The 19,459-nt window shown below is 69.7% G+C and carries 17 protein-coding genes; 10 read left to right on the forward strand and 7 right to left on the reverse strand.

The window, feature by feature from the left end:
* Positions 1–174: 174 nt before the first annotated feature.
* Positions 175–3,858 carry a S8 family peptidase gene (locus B141_RS0128860; RefSeq protein WP_020578670.1) on the reverse strand — a complete coding sequence of 1,228 codons (3,684 nt, stop codon included), beginning with the start codon at positions 3,856–3,858 and terminating at the stop codon, positions 175–177.
* On the opposite strand from B141_RS0128860, the gene B141_RS50420 reads away from it, so the two are divergent.
* The gene (locus B141_RS50420; RefSeq protein ID WP_169512983.1) at positions 3,836–4,039 is read left to right on the forward strand and encodes a hypothetical protein; all 204 of its coding nucleotides are present in this window, start codon (positions 3,836–3,838) and stop codon (positions 4,037–4,039) included. The genes B141_RS0128860 and B141_RS50420 overlap by 23 nt on opposite strands.
* Positions 4,040–4,197: 158 nt before the next feature.
* Here B141_RS50420 and B141_RS0128865 read toward each other — a convergent pair whose 3' ends face one another.
* Positions 4,198–5,118: a LysR family transcriptional regulator gene (locus B141_RS0128865; protein ID WP_020578672.1), complete on the reverse strand. Its 921-nt coding sequence runs from the start codon at positions 5,116–5,118 to the stop codon at positions 4,198–4,200.
* A 123-nt stretch (positions 5,119–5,241) separates the two neighbouring features.
* Between B141_RS0128865 and B141_RS43360 the strand changes: the two genes are divergently transcribed.
* The 3 genes from B141_RS43360 (at position 5,242) to B141_RS0128880 (ending at position 8,259) form a co-directional block, all read left to right on the forward strand.
* Positions 5,242–6,192, forward strand: a complete 951-nt coding sequence (locus B141_RS43360) for a DMT family transporter (protein ID WP_020578673.1) — start codon at positions 5,242–5,244, stop codon at positions 6,190–6,192.
* A 12-nt stretch (positions 6,193–6,204) separates the two neighbouring features.
* Positions 6,205–7,038, forward strand: a complete 834-nt coding sequence (locus tag B141_RS0128875; RefSeq protein ID WP_020578674.1) for a hypothetical protein — start codon at positions 6,205–6,207, stop codon at positions 7,036–7,038.
* 783 nt (positions 7,039–7,821) lie between these two features.
* A complete protein-coding gene (locus B141_RS0128880; protein ID WP_020578675.1) occupies positions 7,822–8,259 on the forward strand; it encodes an SPW repeat protein in 438 nt (145 codons plus the stop codon).
* A gap of 472 nt (positions 8,260–8,731) precedes the next feature.
* Here the strand turns inward: B141_RS0128880 and B141_RS0128885 are convergent, their stop codons facing one another.
* A complete protein-coding gene (locus B141_RS0128885; RefSeq protein ID WP_020578676.1) occupies positions 8,732–10,138 on the reverse strand; it encodes an NAD(P)H-quinone dehydrogenase in 1,407 nt (468 codons plus the stop codon).
* A gap of 52 nt (positions 10,139–10,190) precedes the next feature.
* Between B141_RS0128885 and B141_RS0128890 the strand changes: the two genes are divergently transcribed.
* From B141_RS0128890 to B141_RS0128900, 3 genes are all read left to right on the forward strand, one after another.
* A complete protein-coding gene (locus B141_RS0128890; RefSeq protein WP_020578677.1) occupies positions 10,191–10,643 on the forward strand; it encodes a gamma-glutamylcyclotransferase family protein in 453 nt (150 codons plus the stop codon).
* 105 nt (positions 10,644–10,748) lie between these two features.
* Positions 10,749–11,732 carry a helix-turn-helix domain-containing protein gene (locus B141_RS0128895; protein ID WP_020578678.1) on the forward strand — a complete coding sequence of 328 codons (984 nt, stop codon included), beginning with the start codon at positions 10,749–10,751 and terminating at the stop codon, positions 11,730–11,732.
* Between the two features lie 50 nt (positions 11,733–11,782).
* Positions 11,783–12,589, forward strand: coding sequence for a purine-nucleoside phosphorylase (locus tag B141_RS0128900; RefSeq protein WP_020578679.1), 807 nt, complete (start codon positions 11,783–11,785; stop codon positions 12,587–12,589).
* Between the two features lie 157 nt (positions 12,590–12,746).
* Here the strand turns inward: B141_RS0128900 and B141_RS0128905 are convergent, their stop codons facing one another.
* Positions 12,747–13,766: an aldo/keto reductase gene (locus tag B141_RS0128905; protein ID WP_020578680.1), complete on the reverse strand. Its 1,020-nt coding sequence runs from the start codon at positions 13,764–13,766 to the stop codon at positions 12,747–12,749.
* 153 nt (positions 13,767–13,919) lie between these two features.
* On the opposite strand from B141_RS0128905, the gene B141_RS0128910 reads away from it, so the two are divergent.
* Entirely contained in the window at positions 13,920–14,804 is an 885-nt protein-coding gene (locus tag B141_RS0128910) for a LysR family transcriptional regulator (RefSeq protein WP_020578681.1), read from the forward strand.
* Positions 14,805–14,813: 9 nt separating this feature from the next.
* Positions 14,814–16,463, forward strand: coding sequence for a phospho-sugar mutase (locus B141_RS0128915; protein WP_020578682.1), 1,650 nt, complete (start codon positions 14,814–14,816; stop codon positions 16,461–16,463).
* A gap of 51 nt (positions 16,464–16,514) precedes the next feature.
* On the opposite strand, the gene B141_RS0128920 is transcribed toward B141_RS0128915, so the two are convergent.
* Positions 16,515–17,078, reverse strand: coding sequence for a carboxymuconolactone decarboxylase family protein (locus tag B141_RS0128920; protein WP_020578683.1), 564 nt, complete (start codon positions 17,076–17,078; stop codon positions 16,515–16,517).
* Positions 17,079–17,205: 127 nt separating this feature from the next.
* On the opposite strand from B141_RS0128920, the gene B141_RS43365 reads away from it, so the two are divergent.
* Positions 17,206–17,718, forward strand: coding sequence for a MarR family winged helix-turn-helix transcriptional regulator (locus B141_RS43365; RefSeq protein ID WP_020578684.1), 513 nt, complete (start codon positions 17,206–17,208; stop codon positions 17,716–17,718).
* A 44-nt stretch (positions 17,719–17,762) separates the two neighbouring features.
* On the opposite strand, the gene B141_RS0128930 is transcribed toward B141_RS43365, so the two are convergent.
* Together B141_RS0128930 and B141_RS0128935 are read right to left on the reverse strand one after the other, a co-directional pair.
* A complete protein-coding gene (locus B141_RS0128930) occupies positions 17,763–18,464 on the reverse strand; it encodes a TetR/AcrR family transcriptional regulator (RefSeq protein WP_020578685.1) in 702 nt (233 codons plus the stop codon).
* Between the two features lie 16 nt (positions 18,465–18,480).
* Positions 18,481–19,269 carry an SDR family oxidoreductase gene (locus tag B141_RS0128935; protein ID WP_020578686.1) on the reverse strand — a complete coding sequence of 263 codons (789 nt, stop codon included), beginning with the start codon at positions 19,267–19,269 and terminating at the stop codon, positions 18,481–18,483.
* Between the last annotated feature and the right edge of the window lie 190 nt (positions 19,270–19,459).

The raw sequence follows: 19,459 nt of genomic DNA on the forward strand, positions 1-19,459 counted from the left end.
TGCCTTGCATGGCACCGACACCATGCGAAGCAGGTAATGACCACGTAAACGTGATCATTTGGGGTCTCAACCGAGGGGACCTGGACCCCGCATGGTGTTTTGAATAAGCCGCTCGCAGCAGCGGGGCCACGCGGGGCACCGGTCCAACGCCGGCGCCCCGCTGCCCCGCGCCCCCTACCGCTTCAGCCCGAACGCCCGCGTCACCGTCTGGGTGAGCCGGTTGCCGTTGGCGTCGCGCGCCGTGACCCGCAGGGTGACCGCGCTCCCCAGCCGCGAGGTCGGGTGCGTGACCGTGGCGGTGTAGCGGTTCTTGGTGGTGGCCGTGACCGGCGCACTTCGCCAGGTCTTGCCGTCGTCGTACGACAGTTCCAGGGTGACGCCCGCGATCCGTGCGACGGCCGCGCCCGGTTGGTGCCGTACGCCCAGGGTGATCGCGTGCGGCTGCCCCACGCGCACCCGACTGGACGCGTCGGCCGCCGGGACGCCGTAGTCGACCAGCAGCAGCGGTAGATGCTCGCCCTCCTCAGCGTCGACCCCGGCCGAGCGGAACGTCCATGCCGACTTCACCTTCGTGGAATACGTCCACCACTTCTCCACCCGGGCGGCGTCGAGCTCCAACCGGAACGTCGCAGCACCGGCCGGGACGTCGAAGAACGCGTACCGATCGGGCACTCGGCCGAGCAGCTTGCCGTTGCGGTAAAGCCCCATCTGGTAGGCCTCGTGGTCAGTTCGGCCTAACTGATCCAGTGCCGGATCGTTGACGAACCCGTTGAGAGCGACCCAGATCCCCTCGCCGCCGTACCTCGTGACCTCGGAATTCCAGCTCTCGTAGTTCGGCAGGGACGACGTGGCGACCGCGTACCCGAAACGTACCGACTGCCGGGTTCCGGGCCGGTAGCTGCGGTTGCGGTCGTCCAGCTCGACGATCCCGCCGTTCTCAGAGTCCGAGAAGTTGTACGGAAGCACCATCTGCGCCCAGGTCGTCTGGTTGGCGAGGACATAGTCGGTCCGTTCGGATGGCGACCGGAACGTCGGCAGCAGCCAACCACCGACCTGCGACCCCAGCCTGGTCCAGCCGTTACGCGTCTCCGACGTCAGATTGACCGGCGCGTGCGCACCGAAGCCCACGTCGACCCGCGCGAAGGCGCTCTGGTCGAAGGTCCACTGCGGCCTGTCGGGAATCCGCCCGGACGCCGGCACCAGCAGGTCGTAGACGTACGGCGTGGGTGCGATGCCGGTCAGCTGCACCTGGACGGACCCGCCCGCGAGGAGATCCCGCAACGCCCGCGCCGCGGTCCGGCTGGTTCCGAGCACGGGCACCGACACCTCGGGCCACAGCCATTCCGCTGTGACGCCGGCCCGGGTTTCGTCGTAGAACAGCACCACCCGGGCTCCCGCCTTCACCGCGGCGGCCGCCTGCTTGCCCGACGCGACCGCGGGATCGCGGCGGACGAGGGCCACGAATCCCTTGGGAACCAGGCTGGCGGGTACGCCGGCCAGGTTGGCGGGTCGGGCGGACCCCAGGTCGACCAGCGGAAGTCGGCGGGTCCCGTCGAGGCGGTTCGACGTGTCGTAGTAGCTCGTCGGCAGGTCGAACGCGGGCCGGCCCACGACGCTCGCCCTGATCGGCGGCGCCTCGAGCCGGGCCCCGGTGATGAACTCGAACTGCCCGTGCCGGACCGGAGCGGTCGGCGTGGCGAAGAAGCTGTTCTTGTCCGCGTCGAGTACGGAGACACCGAGTTGGCTGCCGTTCAACTCGCTTTCGGCGACTCGGGTATAGCCGAAGGTGCTCTCTCGCGAGGTGCTGTCCGGCGCACCCTTCACCGTGGTCGTGACGGGCACCGCCTTCCGCGCGTCGAGGACCACCGTCACGTCCTTGGTGACGTTGACGTCCGGCGCGCTGACGAGGCTGAACCGCGCGGGGCTCGTGTCGGTCGCCTCGAGCATGAACGTCGAGCCGAAGCTGTACGCACCCGGCGGAAGCCGGAGAGTGACCTTGCCGTCTTCGAGGACGGTGAACGACTGGTCGTACCACTCCCCGTCATCGACATCGAGCACGTCGAGGTACTCGTTGGCAGGCTGGCCGTCGCGGTTGATGCCGCGCACCGTGACGTCGTACATCTCCGGCTCGATGTACCACCCGATCGGCGTCGCGATCGTCGCACCGGTCGCGGCCACCTTCGCCGTGAGCGCACCGCCGTAGTTCGCAACGGCGAGCGTGCGCGGGTCGACGGTCAGGCGTACGGCGGCCTTGCCCTTCGCCGGCACGGTGAGCTTGCGGGTGCTGAGGGCGAGCGCGGCCGCCGGCACCGGGCCGTCCGGCGAGGAGGCCGCCGCGCTGAGGTCGAGGGTGACGGGTGCCGCCGCGTCGTTGGTGTAGGTGACCGTCTTGGCCACCGGAGCGAGGTTGGTGTGCGGCCAGCGGAAGTAGCCGAACTCCAGCTTGCCGGCATCCGCCCGCAGCGTTGCCGTCACCGCCCGGCCGACGTCGACCCGGCCGGCACCCTGCTGGTAGACGCTCAGCGACCTGTTCGGCTTCGCGGTCGTCATGAGGGCGGCCTTGATCTGCTCGGCCTTCCAGTCCGGGTGCTGCTGAGCGAGGATGGCCGCGGCGCCCGCGACGTGGGGTGTCGCCATCGACGTACCACTCAGTGCCATGTACTTCTCGCCGACGAGTTCGCCGAGGTCGCTGCCGGCCGCCCGCGCGGCGACGATCTCGACGCCGGGCGCGGTGATCTCCGGCTTGATGCCGCCGTTGATCTTGCGCGGACCGATGCTGGAGAAGTCCGCCAGGTTGTCGTCACGCTCGACCGCCCCCACGGCGAGCGCCGCGTCCGCGGTGGCCGGGCTCGACACCGAGCCGGGAATGTCCCCGTCGTTGCCCGCCGCGATCACGAACAACGCCCCGGTCTGCGCGGTGAGGCGGTTGACCGCCTGGTCGACCGGATCGTTGCCGTCGCTGGGTCCACCACCCAAACTCAGGTTGACGACCTTCGCCCCCGCGCCAACCGACCACTCCATGCCGGCGATGATGCTTGACCAGTAGCCGTAGCCGTAGTCGTCGAGCACCTTCGCCGAGATCAGCTGCGCGGCCGGGGCGATCCCGGTGTACTTCCCGGACTGCCCGGCGCCCGTGCCAGCCGCGATCGACGCGACGTGCGTGCCGTGACCGTAGTGGTCGTCGACGTCCGGTGACTCGGAGAAGTTCTTGGCCGCGGCGATCCTGCCCTTGAGGTCAGGATGGGTGGGGTCGATCCCGGTGTCGTTGACCGCGATCTTCACGCCATTGCCCTTGAGCCCCTTCGCCCACGCGGTCGGCGCACCGATCTGCCGCGCGCTCCGGTCCAGCCTGGCGTGCATCTTCTGGTCGAGCCAGATGTAGGAGACGCCGTTCGCGAGGCGGGCCTGTGCCTCGCCCTGCCGTACCGCCGGCCGGTCGTCGTTCACCGACTCCCAGAACGTCTCCGGGGTACGCCGGTCCTGGCGTACGGCGGCCGCGCCGATGCTCGTGAGCACCCGCCCCTTGCGGACGCCTGGGAGTGTGGTCGCCTGAGCCCGGGCAGTCGCCTGCGCCAGCGGACCGGCGTACTGCACCAGCAGCGGAAGCGTCCGGGCCCGCTGGTCGTCGTACCCCTGCGCCACCAGCGTGGTGACGTCGAACAACGCCGGATCCAGGCGCTTGGCCTGGAGGTAGGGCCGGGCCGCGTGGGGTACGACGTACGTCCGGTCCGGGCGGCGCAGAATCTGCGCGGAGTCTGAGCTACTCCCCCGCCGCGGCACGAACGTGATGCGTTCGCGGCCAGGCTTGCCCGGCCCGATCTGGACGGTGTCCCCGGTGATCAACGTGACGGTGCGCATGCCCGCGGTCGCCGACCGGGTGGTCGCCGCAGAGCGGGCCGCCGGTTGCGACGTGGTCGCCTGGCTCGCCGGTGCCGCCGTCCATGTGGGGGCGGATGCTCCCGCCGGTCCCGCGCCCATCCCACCCGCGATCGCGGCCACGGCAACCGCCGCCGCGATGACACGAATCAACCGTGCCTGAGATCTCGCCATCCCCTACCCCCACCCACGCCGCCGCGGCGGTCGCAAAGTATTTACGCGCGCCTCACTGCGCCCGTTGCTTTTATGACCGACATGGAAGGTGAAAGGTTGGTCACGAAATGATCACAAACCTGGTCAGGCCAGCGTCGGCCTTCCCGGTCAGAGCTGGCTCAGGCCGGGAAGGTCGAGCGAACCAGCCGCCTCACGCAGCAGACCGAGGAGTTCCCGCACCAGGGGCGGCTGCCAGCGTTCCTTCCTACGGACGACGCCGACATACCTCCTCAGCGCTGGCGACACCCGGACAAAGCGGATGCCGTCGATGTGCGGGGCCAGTGCGAGCGAGGGGATGAGCGCGACGCCCACGCCTCCAGCCACCAGCGTCTGGACGAACGTGTAGTCGCCGCTGCGGCAGGCGGTCCGGGCCTGGATGCCCGCGGAGAGGAAGAACTGCTCGACCTGGCGCCCGCAGTCGCCGGTCCCCTTCAGCCAGGCTTCGCCGGCGAGCGCGGTCAACGGGATCTCGTCGGCCCCGGCCAGTTCGTGGCGCTCCGGGAGAGCCGCGAACATCTCCTCCTCCAGGAGTGGGGTGTAGTCGAGGTCGCGGAGCCACTCCTCTGGGGCGGCCGGCGTGAAGAAGTGGTAGACGAGCGCGAGGTCGGCCGCGCCGTCACGGACGAGCGAGAGGGCGTCCTCGGTCTCCGCCTCACGGAAGGTCAGCTCGACATCGGCCCGACCGGTCAGCGGCGCCAGCGCCCAGGGCAGCAGCGACTGCCCAGCACTAGGGAACGTCGCGACCGCGAGCCGCCCCACGACACCGTCGACGTACGCGGCGACCTGGCGTTCGACCTGGGTGAGGCCGGCCACCATGCTCGCGGTGGCCTCCGCCAACAGCCGGCCCGGCTCGGTGAGGCGGACGCCCCGCGGGCTCCGGATCACGACAGGAAGCCCGACCGAGCGTTCGAGCGCGGCGACCTGCTGGGAGACGGCGGAGGGTGTGATGTGCAGAGCGCGGGCAGCGGCCGAGAAGCTACCGGCGCGGGCGACCTCGTGAAGGACGCGGAGCCGATTCACGTCGAGCATGAAGGCACGCTAACAACCTGGTCCGCAGATCCGTAGTTCTCCTACAGAGGACCGGCCGGCACAGTGGAGCGCATGGTCCGATTTCCGCCAGCAACCGGTCGTATCCATGAGCAGGGTGGGGGCATGCCACGTCGTTCCCTGGCCCAACTCCTCGTGCTCTCGGCCCTCTGGGGCTCGTCGTACCTCTTCATCAGCCTCGCGCTGGAGGGGGTCGGGCCGGTCTTCCTCGTCTTCGTCCGTGCCGCGGGCGCCGCGCTCCTACTCCTGCCGATCCTGTGGGTGCGACGGGCGTCACTGGCCGGCCGGTGGAAGTACCTTCCATTGATCGCACTGCCCCAGGTCGTCCTGCCGTTCGTCCTCATCAGTGCCGGCGAGCTACACATCGACTCCGGCCTCGCGGGCACGCTGATCGCGACGCAACCCCTGTGGCTGGTGGTGCTCGCGCCGGCGCTCGGTCTTGGACGGCCTGGCGGCCGCGCCGTCGGCGGGACGCTGATTGGTCTGGCCGGGGTCGCGATCCTGCTTGGCGGCATCGGGACCGGCGCGGACGTCCACCTCGGCGGCGCGACGATGGTGCTGGCGGCCGCGGTGTTGTACGCCGTGGGCGGTGCGGCGGTCCGGCGCTGGATGCAGGGAGTCGACCCGGTGGCGCTGACCGGCGCGACGATGTCGACCTCAGCCGTCCTGCTCGCGCCGTTCGCGATGGCCGGACTCCCGACGCGGATGCCCGGGTCGACACCGGTCCTCGCCCTCGCCGTCCTCGCGGTCGCCTGCACCGGCGGAGCGTTCGTGCTCTACAACCGGCTGATCGCCGACGTCGGACCGCAGCGGGCCAGCCTGGTGTCGTACCTCGCCCCGACGTTCTCCGTGGCCTACGGCGCTCTCCTGCTCGACGAGCCGCTCGGAATCGGGACGTTCGTGGGTCTTGGCCTCATCCTGCTGGGGTCCTGGACATGTGCACGAGGCCCTCGCAAGCGGCGAAAGGCAGGATTGGACTCCACAAACGGAACAAATCCTGCGACTGGGGAACACGACCCGTATGCTCAAGCGTCCCCTAGGCTAGGGGCAGGCTAAGGGAGGCCGAGCGTGGAGTTCCTACTCGTCGCGGTTGTCATCATCGCCGTCGTGGCGTTCGTCGCCAACCGTCGAGCACAGACACAGCGTCGGGAGCTGGAAGCTGCCGATCTGGCGAAGGTCAAGGCCTTCGCCGCCGAGGACGTCACGAAGTTCGGCGAAGAGCTCCAGCGGCTCGACGTCGACGTCGCGGGGCATGACCTCGACGAGGCGGCGCGTCAGGACTACGAGCGCGCCCTCGACGAGTACGACACCGCCAAGAAGTCGCTCGACGAGGCCCAGAAGCCCGAGGACATCAAGCACATCACCTCGATCCTCGAGGACGGCAAGTACGCCGTCGCCTGTGTGCGGGCCCGGATCAAGGGCGAGCCGCTCCCCCAGCGCCGGCCACCATGCTTCTTCAACCCTCAGCACGGCCCGTCGGCCGAGGACGTCGAATGGGCTCCGGGCGGAGGTGCCTACCGCACCGTCCCGGTCTGCGCCGCGGACGCCGAGCGGGTCAGAGCGGGCGCCGAGCCCGACATCCGCAAGGTCATGGTCGACGGTGAGCGGGTGCCCTACTGGCAGGGCGGCCCCGCCTACGCGCCCTGGATGCAGGGCTACTTCGCCGGCTTCGCGACGTCCGGCCTGCTGCCGGCGTTCCTCATGGGCTCGATGATGGGCGGCATGTGGGGCGGGTACGGCGACGGCGGATACGCGGACGACTCCGGTGACGGCGGAGATGGCGGCGACGCTGGCGATGCCGGTGACGGTGGCGACGGCGGTGACGCTGGTGGCGACGGCGGCGACTTTGGCGGCGGAGATTTGGGCGGCGGCGACTTCGGTGGCGGCGACTTCGGGTTCTGAGCCGCCTGGCTCTCCACGGCGTCTGTCGTCGCACCTGCTCGCGGTGGACTAGCGGTTGTACCGGAGTTCACCGGGAGGCTTGTTCCAAACTCCTGGTCGCCGCGCTGCCGCGTGAGGGTCCAAGGGGACCTCCACCAAGTCCCCCGCGCGGCACGGGGCACGGCAACCCGTCGATGAGAGCCTTCGTGATCATGGCGCTGGACGGTTCCGCAGGTTGATCTTGAACCAGCCGCCAGCCGTCCGCGTGAGACAACCGGCCGTCGCGGGGACGCGGGCCCGAAGCAGTGGAGCTTTGCCGGTGCTCCGCATAGGGAAATGCTCCACCGTCTTGCCCCATTGGCCACCTGGCGACGAGACTCTTCCTCCCCGCGGCCCGAGCATCCATCCGCGAAGTTGATCAACGGTCCTGGTTTCGGGCGTTCGCCGCTGCGGGTGTCCGGTTCCGCCGCCGTTGATCGACTTCGCGCCTCACGTCCCATATCGTGGGCGGACCTGAAGGCATGAAGGTTCAACCAGCACGGGGTCCCGTCCGGGGCGCCAAGCCTTGGGCGGTTACCCGCGTACAGATCACAGACCGCATTCCGGAAGATGGGGGCCGGACATTCCAGAAAATACCCCTCAGTTCTTACCCTTTCCTGACCAATTCCCCGGCCGACAAAAATAACTCCCCGCACGCAACCCCCTGTCGGGCATAGCCAGGGCGGGTCTGGAGGTTTTACGGTCAAGGGGAATGGCCGATTTCACTTGACCAGAATGGCCTTCCACGCAAGGGGAGGTAGTCGAATGTCGACGGAAAGGCTCCGGATCGAGGAGCATCCTGACATTGCCGAACTCCGCGGCCGGTACGAAAGAATCGGCGAGTCGACGGCTGTCCAGGCTGCTGCCGGACTGACCGTTTTGGCAGGGCTTTTCGTGGCACTCTCACCTTGGATTGTCGGCTTCAACACATCAACGACCATCACCATCAACAACCTGGTGGTCGGGCTCGCCGTCGCCGTGCTCGCAATGGGGTTCGCCTCGACGTTTCGGACAACTCACGGACTGAGCTGGGTCGTGCCGATTCTTGGAGTGTGGACGATCATCGCACCCTGGGCCGTCTACCTGGCGAGCCACACGACGCGGGTCGTTCTCGCCAATGTCCTGGGCGGCGCGGTCGTGACGCTGTGCGGCCTCGCGGTGCTCGGCATGGGGCTGAGGCGCAGAAACCGTAAGACCGCCTGATCCGAGAGGACACAAAAGCCGGACCGATATGCGGGGTGTAATTGTGTTACACCCCGCCCGGCCCGCCGGTGAATGCGTTCGCTAGCTGTGCGGATATTCGGATCCGCTTAGCGGTACCTCCGTGCCGCCGGACGTGGTCACCTGAACGCTGGCACTGGAAGAGGTTGTGGGTTCCCACAGATCGGTTTCACCGACGGCCGGTGAAACCTTCGCGAGGAATGTCATTCCAAACAACCCGAGCGCGACGAGCACGAGAATCGTAATACTTATGGCGCGCCGGCGAGCCGAGGCGATTAGTTCTCTCACGGAGGGCTCTCCAAAGTTGTTTGTGTGCCGCCTGGGTTGAGAATCCGTTTCGGCGGCCGGAGACATTCGTACCCTTCCCCGACCACACCGCGCGCCATGCATCAAGACACGCGCAGACAGGCGGACACACGCAGACCACCAGAGACGCCCAGAGCGGAATGACCCGTCAGCGATCGGGCGACTGGTCGCGAAGGTGGAGGCGCCGGGCCGACTCCGCGATCGAACCGGTCAGTGATGGATAGACGGTGAACGCGTGCGCCACCTGGTCAACCGTCAGCCGACCGGAGATGGCGAGTGACACCGGGTGGATCAACTCGCTCGCCCTCGGCGCCACTACGACGCCACCCACGACGATGCCGGTGCCCGGGCGGCAGAAGAGTTTCACGAACCCCTCGTGGATGCCCTGCATCTTCGCCCGCGGGTTGCCTGCCAGGGGAAGCTTGACACCGACCGCCTGCACCCGCCCGCTGTCGATGTCCGCCTGGGACCAGCCGACCGTGGCGATCTCGGGCGCGGTGAAGACAGTGGCGGAGACGAGTTCGAGGTCCAAGGGCTGGACGGCGTCGCCGAGGGCGTGCCACATCGCGATCCGGCCCTGCATCGCCGCGACCGAGGCGAGCATGAGGACACCGGTGCAGTCACCGGCCGCGTAGATGCCGCGCGCGCTCGTGCGGGAGACCTTGTCGACCTCGATGAAGCCCTGCCCGTCGACCGCGACCCCCGCCTTCTCCAACCCGATGCCGGCGGTGTTGGGCACGGACCCGACCGCGAGCAGGCAGTGCGAGCCTTCGACCACCCGCCCGTCGGTGAGGGTCACCACGACCCCGTCGCCCACGCGTTGGACCTTGTCGGCCCGCGAGCGGGAGAGCACCGTCATGCCGCGCCGGGTGAAGACATCCTCGATCACGGTCGCCGCGTCGGCATCCTCACTCGGCAACACCCGGTCGCGGCTGGAGACGAGGACGACGTCGCAGCCGAGGGCGTTGTAGGCGCCGGCGAACTCCGCGCCGGTCACCCCCGAGCCGACCACGATCATCCGCTCGGGTAGCTCGTCGAGGTCGTAGACCTGCTCCCAGGTCAGGATCCGCTCGCCGTCGGGCTGGGCGTCCGGCAGCACCCGGGGATGCGCGCCGGTCGCGAGGAGGATCACGTCCGCGTCCAACACCTCCAGATCGCCGTCGGAGAGGTGCGCGATCACCCGATCAGGCCCGTCGAGCCGGCCGGTGCCGTGCAGGACCCGGATGTCCTCGCGCTGGAGCTGGCGTTCGACGTCCTCCGACTGCGCGCGCACGAGCGCCTTGACCCGGGCGTTGACCTTCGCGACGGCGACGCTTATGTCACCGCTGTCGGGCGAGGCGCCGGCGACCCGCAGGCCGAGTTCGCCCGATTCGCGTACTTGTGTGATGGCCTCCGCGGTCGCCACCAGGGTCTTGCTCGGCACGCAGTCAGTGAGGACCGCCGACCCACCGAGGCCGTCGCGGTCGACAACGCACACATCAGCACCGAGTTGGGCGGCTACCAGGGCGGCTTCGTAGCCGCCGGGGCCGCCTCCAACAATCACGACACGAGTCACGGTGCCCCATTCTCCCCCACGGCCACAGACGCGCCCGTTACCCTAGGGCCCCGTGACCTTGTACGCCGCCTATGCGTCCAACCTGAGCCCGCGCGACATGGCCGAGCGCTGCCCCCACTCGCCGCTGCGCGGGACTGGCTGGCTGGTGGGCTGGCGGCTCACGTTCGGCGGAGAAGACCACGGCTGGGAGGGCGCGCTGCCCACCGTCGTCGAAGACCCGAAGTCCCAGGTCTTCGTCGCGTTGTACGACGTCGCGCCGGCCGACGAAGGCACCCTCGACGACTGGGAGGGCGCCACCTTCGGGCTCTACCGCAAGGTCCGGGTGCGGGTGCAGACCCTCGACGGCGACGTCCCCGCGACCAGCTACGTCCTCGACGCCTTCGAAGGCGGACTGCCGTCCGCGCGCTACCTGGGCATCCTCGCCGAAGCCGCGGAGTCGGCGGGCGCCCCCGACGACTACACCGCGGACCTGCGCCGGCGTCCCTGCCGCAGCACCGGCCTCTGAGCCGATCCGGGCGTCAGCGTCGGGCCCGGATCGCACCGCCATGGCGTCTTTGCGTGCCCTGGCTCTGGTCCGCCAACCCCCGCCCGAGACCCCGGGGAGGTTCCGATGGAGAGTGGCCTACTCACGTCCGCCGGGGTGAGCTCGACCGAGGAGAAGGCGTACACCTCACTCCTCCGTGACGGTCCCGCCACCCGCGGCGAGCTCGCCGACCGGCTCGGGCTCAGCGGATCCCGCGTCGCCCAGCTCGTCGGCGAACTCCAGCGCAAGGGCCTGGCACATCGCACACCGCCACCGCACGAGGCGTACGTTGCCGTACCACCCCACGTGGCGGTGGCGCAGTTGATCGAACGCCGGCACGACGAACTCTCCCGCGTCCGCGACAGCGTGAACATCCTCGCCGCCCTCGCCCGTCCGGAGCCGACCCGGCGGCGTACGGAGGAACTCATCGAGATCGTGCAGGGGCGCGCGGCCGTCCAGCACGCGTTCGACCGGGTCCAACGCGCCGCACGGACCGAGGTGCTCGTCCTCGACGCGCCGCCGTACGCGGGCTCCCACACCGACCTCAACGACGTCGAGGTCTCGCTGCTCAGCTCGGGCATCACCTACCGCGGGGTGTACGCCGAGGAGGCTCTCGCCACACCTGAGCTCGTGGCCAGCATCGCCGAGCACCTGCTGGCCGGTGAGCAGGCTCGCCTGGCCGCGACGGTTCCGATCAAGCTGGCGGTCGCCGACCGGAAGCTGGCCCTCCTGCCGCTGTCGTGGTCGGACGCCGCCCAGGACACCGCGGTCCTCGTCCACCCGTGCGGCCTCCTCGACGCGCTGATCGCGCTGTTCGAGAGCGTGTGGAACGCCGCGAGCCCGCTGGTGGTCACGCCCGAGCACCAGGTCGAGGCTCCCGGCGAGATCAGCGACGTGGACCGGCAACTGCTCTCCCTCCTCGTGGCCGGCATGACGGACGAGGCGGTGGGCGCCCGGCTGCGGATCAGCCGGCGCACCGTGGTCCGCCGGGTACACCACCTGATGTCCGTGGGTGGTGCGCGCTCGCGGCTGCAGCTCGGCTGGCGGGCCAAGGAGCTCGGCTGGCTCTGACCCGGACGGGGCGCGCGGGCGGGGTTCGGGCTGCGGGTAGGGTCGCGGCCGTGACGGATGTACGACCCGACCCCTACGCCGCGGCCGCCCTGGCGGCTGAGCGGCTCGCCAAACTCACCGGAGTCCCCCAGCACGACGTCGCCGTGGTGCTCGGCTCCGGATGGGGCCCGGCCGCCGACCTGCTCGGTGAGCCGGTCTCCCAGGTGGCCGTCACCGATCTGCCCGGCTTCGCCCCTCCCGCCGTCGCGGGACACGCCGGTCAGGTGCGCAGCATCAGCGCCGACGGCCGGCGGGTGCTGGTCTTCCTCGGGCGTACCCATCTGTACGAAGGGCACGGTGTCGCGGCGACCGTCCACGGTGTCCGTACCGCCCTGGCTGCCGGCTGCCGGGTGGTCATCCTCACCAACGGCTGCGGCGGCCTCCGTGACGCCTGGGCGCCGGGCACACCGGTCCTCATCAGCGATCACCTGAACCTCACCAGCGCGTCACCGCTCACCGGGCCGCGCTTCGTCGATCTGACCGATCTGTACGCGCGCCGCCTGCGCGACCTGTGCCGAGACATCGAACCCGCCCTCGACGAGGGCGTCTACGCGCAGTTGCCCGGCCCGCACTACGAGACACCCGCCGAGATCCGCTACCTGCGGACGATCGGCGCCGACCTGGTGGGCATGTCCACCGCGCTGGAGGCGATCGCCGCCCGCGAAGGCGGGGCCGAGGTCCTCGGACTCTCGCTCGTCACCAACCTCGCGGCCGGGATCTCCGACGATCCGCTCGACCACGAGGAGGTCCTGGAGACGGGCCGGACCTCTGCCATCCGCATGGGCCAGCTGCTCACCGCCTTCCTCGACCGCCTCTGAGCATCGGCCGTGGCGGGGACGCGGGAATGATCACGTTTGCGTGGTCATTCCCCACGAGACACGGCAAATTTGGCGCGCTTCGTGGCGAATGATCACGCAAACGTGATCATTCCGGGGGTCGGCCCGCACCGGGAAAGCCTGATCTACGGGACACGGCCTAAAGCGAACGGCCGCGCTGGTTGACGCCCGGAACGCCGTACGGATAGTCGTCAACCAACGGCGTGCTCGCCTCGGTCAGCAGCTCCGTCTCCTCCGCCGACAGGTGCAGTCCGGCGGCGCCGAGGTTGTCGTCCAACTGCTCGATGGTGCGGGCGCCGAGGATGACCGAGGTCACGGCGGGCCGATCGACCAGCCAGGCCAGCGCCACCTGCGCCATCGAGACGTCCCTGCCCTCAGCCACCTTGCGTACGGTGTCGATGACCCGCCAGGTGCGCTCCTCGGCGTTCCGCCGGGCGTAGCCTTCCATGCCGCGCTCGGGGTTCTCGCCGAGCCGGGTCGCGCCGGTCGGCAGGGTGTCGCGCGTGTACTTGCCGGTGAGCCAGCCACCCGCCAGCGGCGACCAGGGCAGGATGCCGATGCCTTCGTTCTCGCAGACGGCGGTCAGCTCGAGTTCGATGCTGCGCTGGAGCAGGTTGTACTGAGGCTGCAGCGTGACGATCGGCGCCAGGCCGAGGTGCTGGGTGAGCAGGGCGGCTTTCTGGAGTTGCCAGCCGACGAAGTTGCTCACTCCGACGTAGTGGATCTTGCCGGCGCGTACGGCGTCGTCGAAGAACCGCAGCGCCTCCTCGATCGGCGTCAGCGGGTCCCAGGCATGCGCCTGGTAGAGGTCGATCGTCTCGACCCCGAGCCGCTTGAGGCTCGCGTCCAGCGCCTTCGTCAGGTGGAGCCGGGACAGGCCGAGCTCGTTGCGTACCCCGGTCCGGGAGAATCGACCCTTGGTGGCGAGCACCACCTGGTCGCGGACGTCCGGGCGGACGGCGAGCCAGCGCCCGATGATCTCCTCTGACACGCCGCTCGAGTAGACGTTGGCGGTGTCGATGAACGTGCCACCCTGCTCCACGAACCGGTCGAGCTGCGCGTGGGAGACGGTCTCGTCGCTCTCGCTCCCGAACGTCATCGTGCCCAGGCAGAGCGAGGAAACGATGGTGCCGGTGCTGCCCAGGGTGCGGTACTCCATACGGACCTCCGTCGAGGGATCGCTGCGGGTGTCCAGCCTTCCGTACGCCGATTAAGCTGTCCAACAGCAGAACACGATGCCACCGATCAGCTATCGCGATCGATGGCACGCAGAGGTTACCCGCACGGATGACGGCATGGGCGGTGGTCAGGTATGGAGTTTCGCCAGCTCGAGTACTTCGTCACGGTCGCGGAGGAGCGCCACTTCACCCGGGCCGCCCAGCGCCTGCACGTGGCGCAGTCCGGGCTGTCGGCCTCCATCCGTACGCTCGAACGCGAGCTCGGCGCGGAGCTGTTCATCCGTAACACCCGCAACGTCGAGCTCACCGATGCCGGCCGGGCACTGCTCGTCGAGGCACGGCACACGCTGAGCGACGTCGCCGCCGCCCGGGAGGCCGTCGCCGCGGTGCGGGGACTCCTCAGCGGCCGGCTGGTGGTGGGCTCCCTCCAGTGCCTCGGAGCGCTCAGCGTGCCGGATCTCCTGGCGCGGTTCCACCAAGCCCACCCGGGAGTCGAGATCCGCCTCCGGCAGGGTGGCTCACCCGAGCTCCTCGCGCAGGTGCGGGCTGGTGACATGGACGTCGCGATCGTGTCCGAGCCACCGAACGACGTGCCCGGGTTGACTCTGACGCCGCTCGCCTGCGAGCCGATGGTGCTGGCCTGCGGTCCGGCCCATCCCCTCACCGACCAGCCGAGCATCGACCTTGCCGAGCTGAAGGAGGAGACGTTCGTCGACTTCCACCCTGGGTGGATCACCCGGGACGTGACAGACCGGGCGCTGGCCGCCAGCCACATCGAACGCCGGGTCGCGCTCGAGGTCAACGACGTCCACTCCCTGCTCAATCTGGTGGGCGCGGGGCTCGGTGTCGCGCTGGTGCCCCAGAGCTTCACGGGCAAGAAGACCCGCGCGCGGTTCGTGCCGCTGCGGGCGCCGGTGCCCGAGTGGCGGATCGCGCTGGCCGTCGCGGCGGGACGGCGTCCGAGCGCCGCCGCGCAGGCCCTGCTCGCCGATCCGGCCCTCAGACCAGCGATCCGGTAGCTTTGCGCGGTGTCGTCGCACCTGATCGAACGCGCCCGTGCCTGGCTGGCTGAGGATCCCGACCCGCGGACCCGGGCTGAGTTGGCCGCCGTCGTCACCGCCGCGGAGCGCGCCGATGCCGGCGCCCTCGCCGATCTCGCCGACAGGTTCGCCGGGACGCTGCGGTTTGGTACGGCGGGGCTGCGCGGCGCGCTCGGTGCCGGACCCAACCGGATGAACCGCGTGGTCGTCATCCGGGCCGCTGCCGGTCTGGCTGCGTACCTCACCGCGCACGGGCAGGCCGGCGGCGCGGTCGTCGTCGGCTACGACGCCCGGCACAACTCCGAGGTCTTCGCGGCCGACACCGCGGCGGTCCTCGCCGGCGCCGGCCTGCGACCGCTGCTGCTCCCCCGGGCGCTACCCACGCCTGTGCTGGCGTTCGCGATCCGCGAACTCGCCTGCGTGGGCGGTGTCATGGTGACCGCCTCCCACAATCCCCGTCAGGACAACGGCTACAAGGTCTATCTCGGCGACGGCTCGCAGATCGTGCCGCCGGCCGACACCGAGATCGCCGCCGCGATCGATGCCGTCGGGCCGCTCGCGAGCGTGCCCCGCGGCGAGAGCTGGGAGACCCTGGGCGAGGAGATCGTCGAGGCGTACCTCGCGCGGGTCGCGTCGTTGCCCGCCCCCGGGCCGCGTGACCTGCGGATCGCCTACACGCCGTTGCACGGGGTCGGCGGGGCCGTCGTTCAGGCGGCCCTGGCCCGTGCCGGCTTCGAGCCGCCGGCGATCGTCGAAGCCCAGGCCGAGCCGGACCCTGACTTCCCGACCACGCCGTTCCCCAACCCCGAGGAACCCGGTGCGATGGACCTCGCCCTGGAGCTTGGCCGGTCGAGCGGGGCGGACGTCGTACTCGCGAACGATCCCGACGCCGACCGGTGTGCGGTCGCCGTACCCTCCACGTCCTCCTCCGGCGGCGGCTGGCGACGACTGTCGGGCGACGAGGTGGGCGCCCTGCTCGCCGTTCACCTGCTCCAGTCCGGAGCCAACGGTATTCTCGCGACGACGATCGTCTCGTCCACCCTGCTGTCGTCCATCGCGGGCCGGCACGAGCTGCCGTACGCCGAGACGCTCACCGGCTTCAAGTGGATCGGGCGGGTGCCTGGACTCGCGTTCGGCTACGAGGAGGCGCTCGGGTACTGCGTAGACCCGGAGGCCGTGCGGGACAAGGACGGTATCTCCGCGCTGGTTCGCCTGGCCGGACTCGCCGCGTCGCTCAAGGCGGACGGCCGCACCCTGCTCGACCTGCTCGACGACCTGGCACTGGAGTACGGCGTGCACGCGACGGCGCAGCACTCGGTGCGGGTGAGCGACCTGTCGTTGATCGACGCGACGCTGCGACGCCTGCGGAGCGAGGCGCCCACCACGCTTGGTGGGCGGGTGGTCGAGCGGGTGGACGACCTGGCTCGGCCGACCGACGGGTTGCCGCCGACCGAAGGGCTCCGGTTCGTTCTCGCCGACCGTGCCCGGGTGGTCATCCGGCCGAGTGGTACCGAACCCAAGCTGAAGTGCTACCTGGAGGTCGTCGTTCCGGTTGATGGGGACCTCCGCGAGGCGCGCGCCGGCGCGGACTCCGCCATCGAGGTGTTGCGCGCAGACATCCAGACGCTGATCGGCTAGGGGTCGTCCCCCGTATGGGACCCGCGGACCGAGTCCGCGGGGAACTTTTTTTCAGGCCGCGGACGGGTCCCAGGCGAACGCTTGAAGCTGGTCGTCCAGCGGCGCCCCGGTCATCCGGTTGGCCAGCGTCGACAGCGTGTACGCACCAATGCCGAGGACGACCTCGAGGGCGTTCCGGCTGGTGTAGCCATGCGCCAGGAACGTCTCCAAGGGACCGTCGCCGACCGCGCCAGCCGCCGCGACGACCTCGAGGGTGAAGACCCGCAGAGCCTCGAGCCGCGCATCTGTCAGGGGTTGCTGTTGACGCAGGGCGGTGATGAGGTCCGGACTCGCTCCGAGCGCCGCCAGCCTGGCGGAATGCATGGCGACACAGACGTGGCAGCCATTGCGGGTCGCCATGGTCATGATGAGCACCTCTCGCGAGAGGGCGTCCAGACTGGTCGCCTCGAAGAGCCCGCTGACCTTCAGGAAACCCTCGAGCAGTTGCGGTGACGACGCGAGCCGCGCGACGGGCGCGGGGAGGTACCCCAGACGTTTCGTCGTCGCTTCCATGGCTCTCCGCGACTCGGCTGGAGCGGTCTGGAGGGTGTGGTCGACGAACTGCTGCTCAGGCATGACGGCTTTTCTCGTTTCTCGTAAGGGGTTTCTCAACGCGGCCGCCCGCTGCCCTCAGCTGGGGACCGCGCCCGTAGAATCGACAACGTGGTTGACCAAACCGTAAACCAGGTTGTCGGGTTGTGCAATGCCTGAATCCAGAGGCCGCCAGACTGGGGGCCGCCAAACGGGCGACCTCCAGGACGGGCCGGCCTTCGAACTCCCGCTCCTACTGTTCGCGGGCTTCCGTTCACTCATTGACGAGTTGCACACCGAACTGGCCCGTCAGGGACATCCGGACGTACGCCCGGCGTACGGCTTCGCCATGCAGGCGATCGGCCGCGAGGGCGTCACCGCCACCGAACTCGGCCGGCGGCTCGGCGTCTCCAAACAGGCCGCCGGCAAGACCGTGGACCGCCTCGAACACCTCGGCTACGTCGTACGCGTCGACGACAAGTCAGACGCCCGCCGCAAGCTGATCCAGCTCACACCGCACGGACTCGACGCCCTCCGCCGATCGGCAACGATCTTCGAAGACCTTCGCGCGCGCTGGGTCAAGGCGCTCGGCGCGAAACGCGTACGCGACCTCGAGGCAGACCTCCGTGCGGTCGTTCCAGCGAGCGGGTTCCGACTCGATGTGGCCGGATGGTTCGGCACCTGAGACCCAGAGGCGGCTCGGCGAGCGGGGCGCGGTCGTGCGGGGTGCTACGAGCGGCCGGGGTCCGGATCGGCCACGGACAGCAACGTCGTCGCGTCGATGAGTGCCGTTGAGCCGTCGGGTAAACCCAGGATTCGTTCCACAGCCCACGTGTGGGCGTCCACGATGCGTTCGACGGCGTGCGGGTCGACGGGGTGGGAGCGGGGCACGAAGAGCTCGTCGGCGAGTGCGTCGTTGAGGTCCTGGAGCAGGGTGGCCAGGATCAGGCCGGCTCGATCGGGATCGGGGACCGCGAATACGCCGTTCCGCGCACCTCGCGCGATGACGCGCGTCAGGAGGCGGGCCAGCCGGTCGATGATCGCCCTGCGGAACTGCTGCCGGACGAGGACGTTGCCGTCCGAGTACCAGACTCCCAGCGTGGCCGCGAGTTCCTCGCGCTCAAGGCTCCCCGGGGCCGACAGTTCGGCGAAGACCAGGCGCAGTTGCTCCATCGGGGACAGTGCCGAGTCTGAGGTGATGGGGTCGAGCAACGCGGCGATGGTGTCGGAGAACCGGTCGACCACGGCCGACAGCAGGTCGTGCTTGGATCCGAAGTAGTGATAGAACGCGCCCCGTGAGGCGCCCGTCTCGCTCAGGACGTCCTGGACACTCATCTGCTCGTACCCGCGGGACTCGATCAGCCGCTGAGCGGCGTCCAGGAACTCGTTGCGACGCCGCTCATGAGCCGCTACGTCCACCGTCCGTGCCATCTCGTCGCCCCCGTCGTCATTCGCTGTAGCGATGGGCGATGGAGCCGTCGACGCCGGTGCGGGAGCGCAGATACTCCTCAAAGGTCATCTCGCCCCGGTCGCCGTCGGCGGCAACCAGGTCATCGCCGACTCCGGCGATGGCGCCCAGTCGCCCCGGCAGCGGAATCGCGAGCACTCGGCGACGGCGGCCCGCGACCTTCAGGTACGTACGCATCAGCTCCTCCATCGGCACGACCTGCGGCCCGCCGAGGTCGCGCACCCGGCCCGCCGGCGGTCCCATGACGAGCCCCGCGACTCGATCGGCGACCTCACCGACCTCGACCGGCTGGAGCAACGCTCCTCGGGGCACGACGGCGACCGGCCCCCTCGCCATCGGCGTCAGGAATCTCAGAATGAGGTCGTGGAACTCGGTGGCCCGCAGCACGGTCCACGCCGATCCGGACGCCTCGATCACCTGCTCCGATTCCAGCTTCGCCCGAAGGAACCCGACCGGCACCTTGTCCGCGCCGACGATCGAGACGTACACGAGATGCGGGCGCGCATCGCCCAGCGCCTCCAGGAGTCGGCGGGTCTGCGCTACGTCGCGCCACGGACGCCGGTAGTCGACCGCGCTCGCACAGTGCGCGATCGCGTCGACGCCCGCGATGGCCTCGGCCAAGCTCTCGCCGGTTTCGAGGTCGCCCCGCACGAACCCCGGCTCGGCGCGATGCGAGCGGGTCAGGATCCGCACCTCCGCCCGGTCGCGGAGCCGCTTCGCCAGTTCCCGGCCGAGGACGCCGGTGCCGCCCGTGATCAACACCCTCATCGCAACTCCTCGCCGTCGGGCTGTGACCCACGATCGAATCATAGACCGACAGTCGGTTTATTCTCGCCAGGCACCCCGGAGGGGAGGACCGCGACGTCCTTGGCAAAGCCCGGCTGCGAGCGCGTAGCCGGGAAATGCGAAGCCGACTACCCCACCAGCCGCACGAGCCCAAGCAGCGCAGGCCTCACGA

This window comes from Actinopolymorpha alba DSM 45243, assembly GCF_000373925.1.
Lineage (GTDB): Bacteria > Actinomycetota > Actinomycetes > Propionibacteriales > Actinopolymorphaceae > Actinopolymorpha > Actinopolymorpha alba.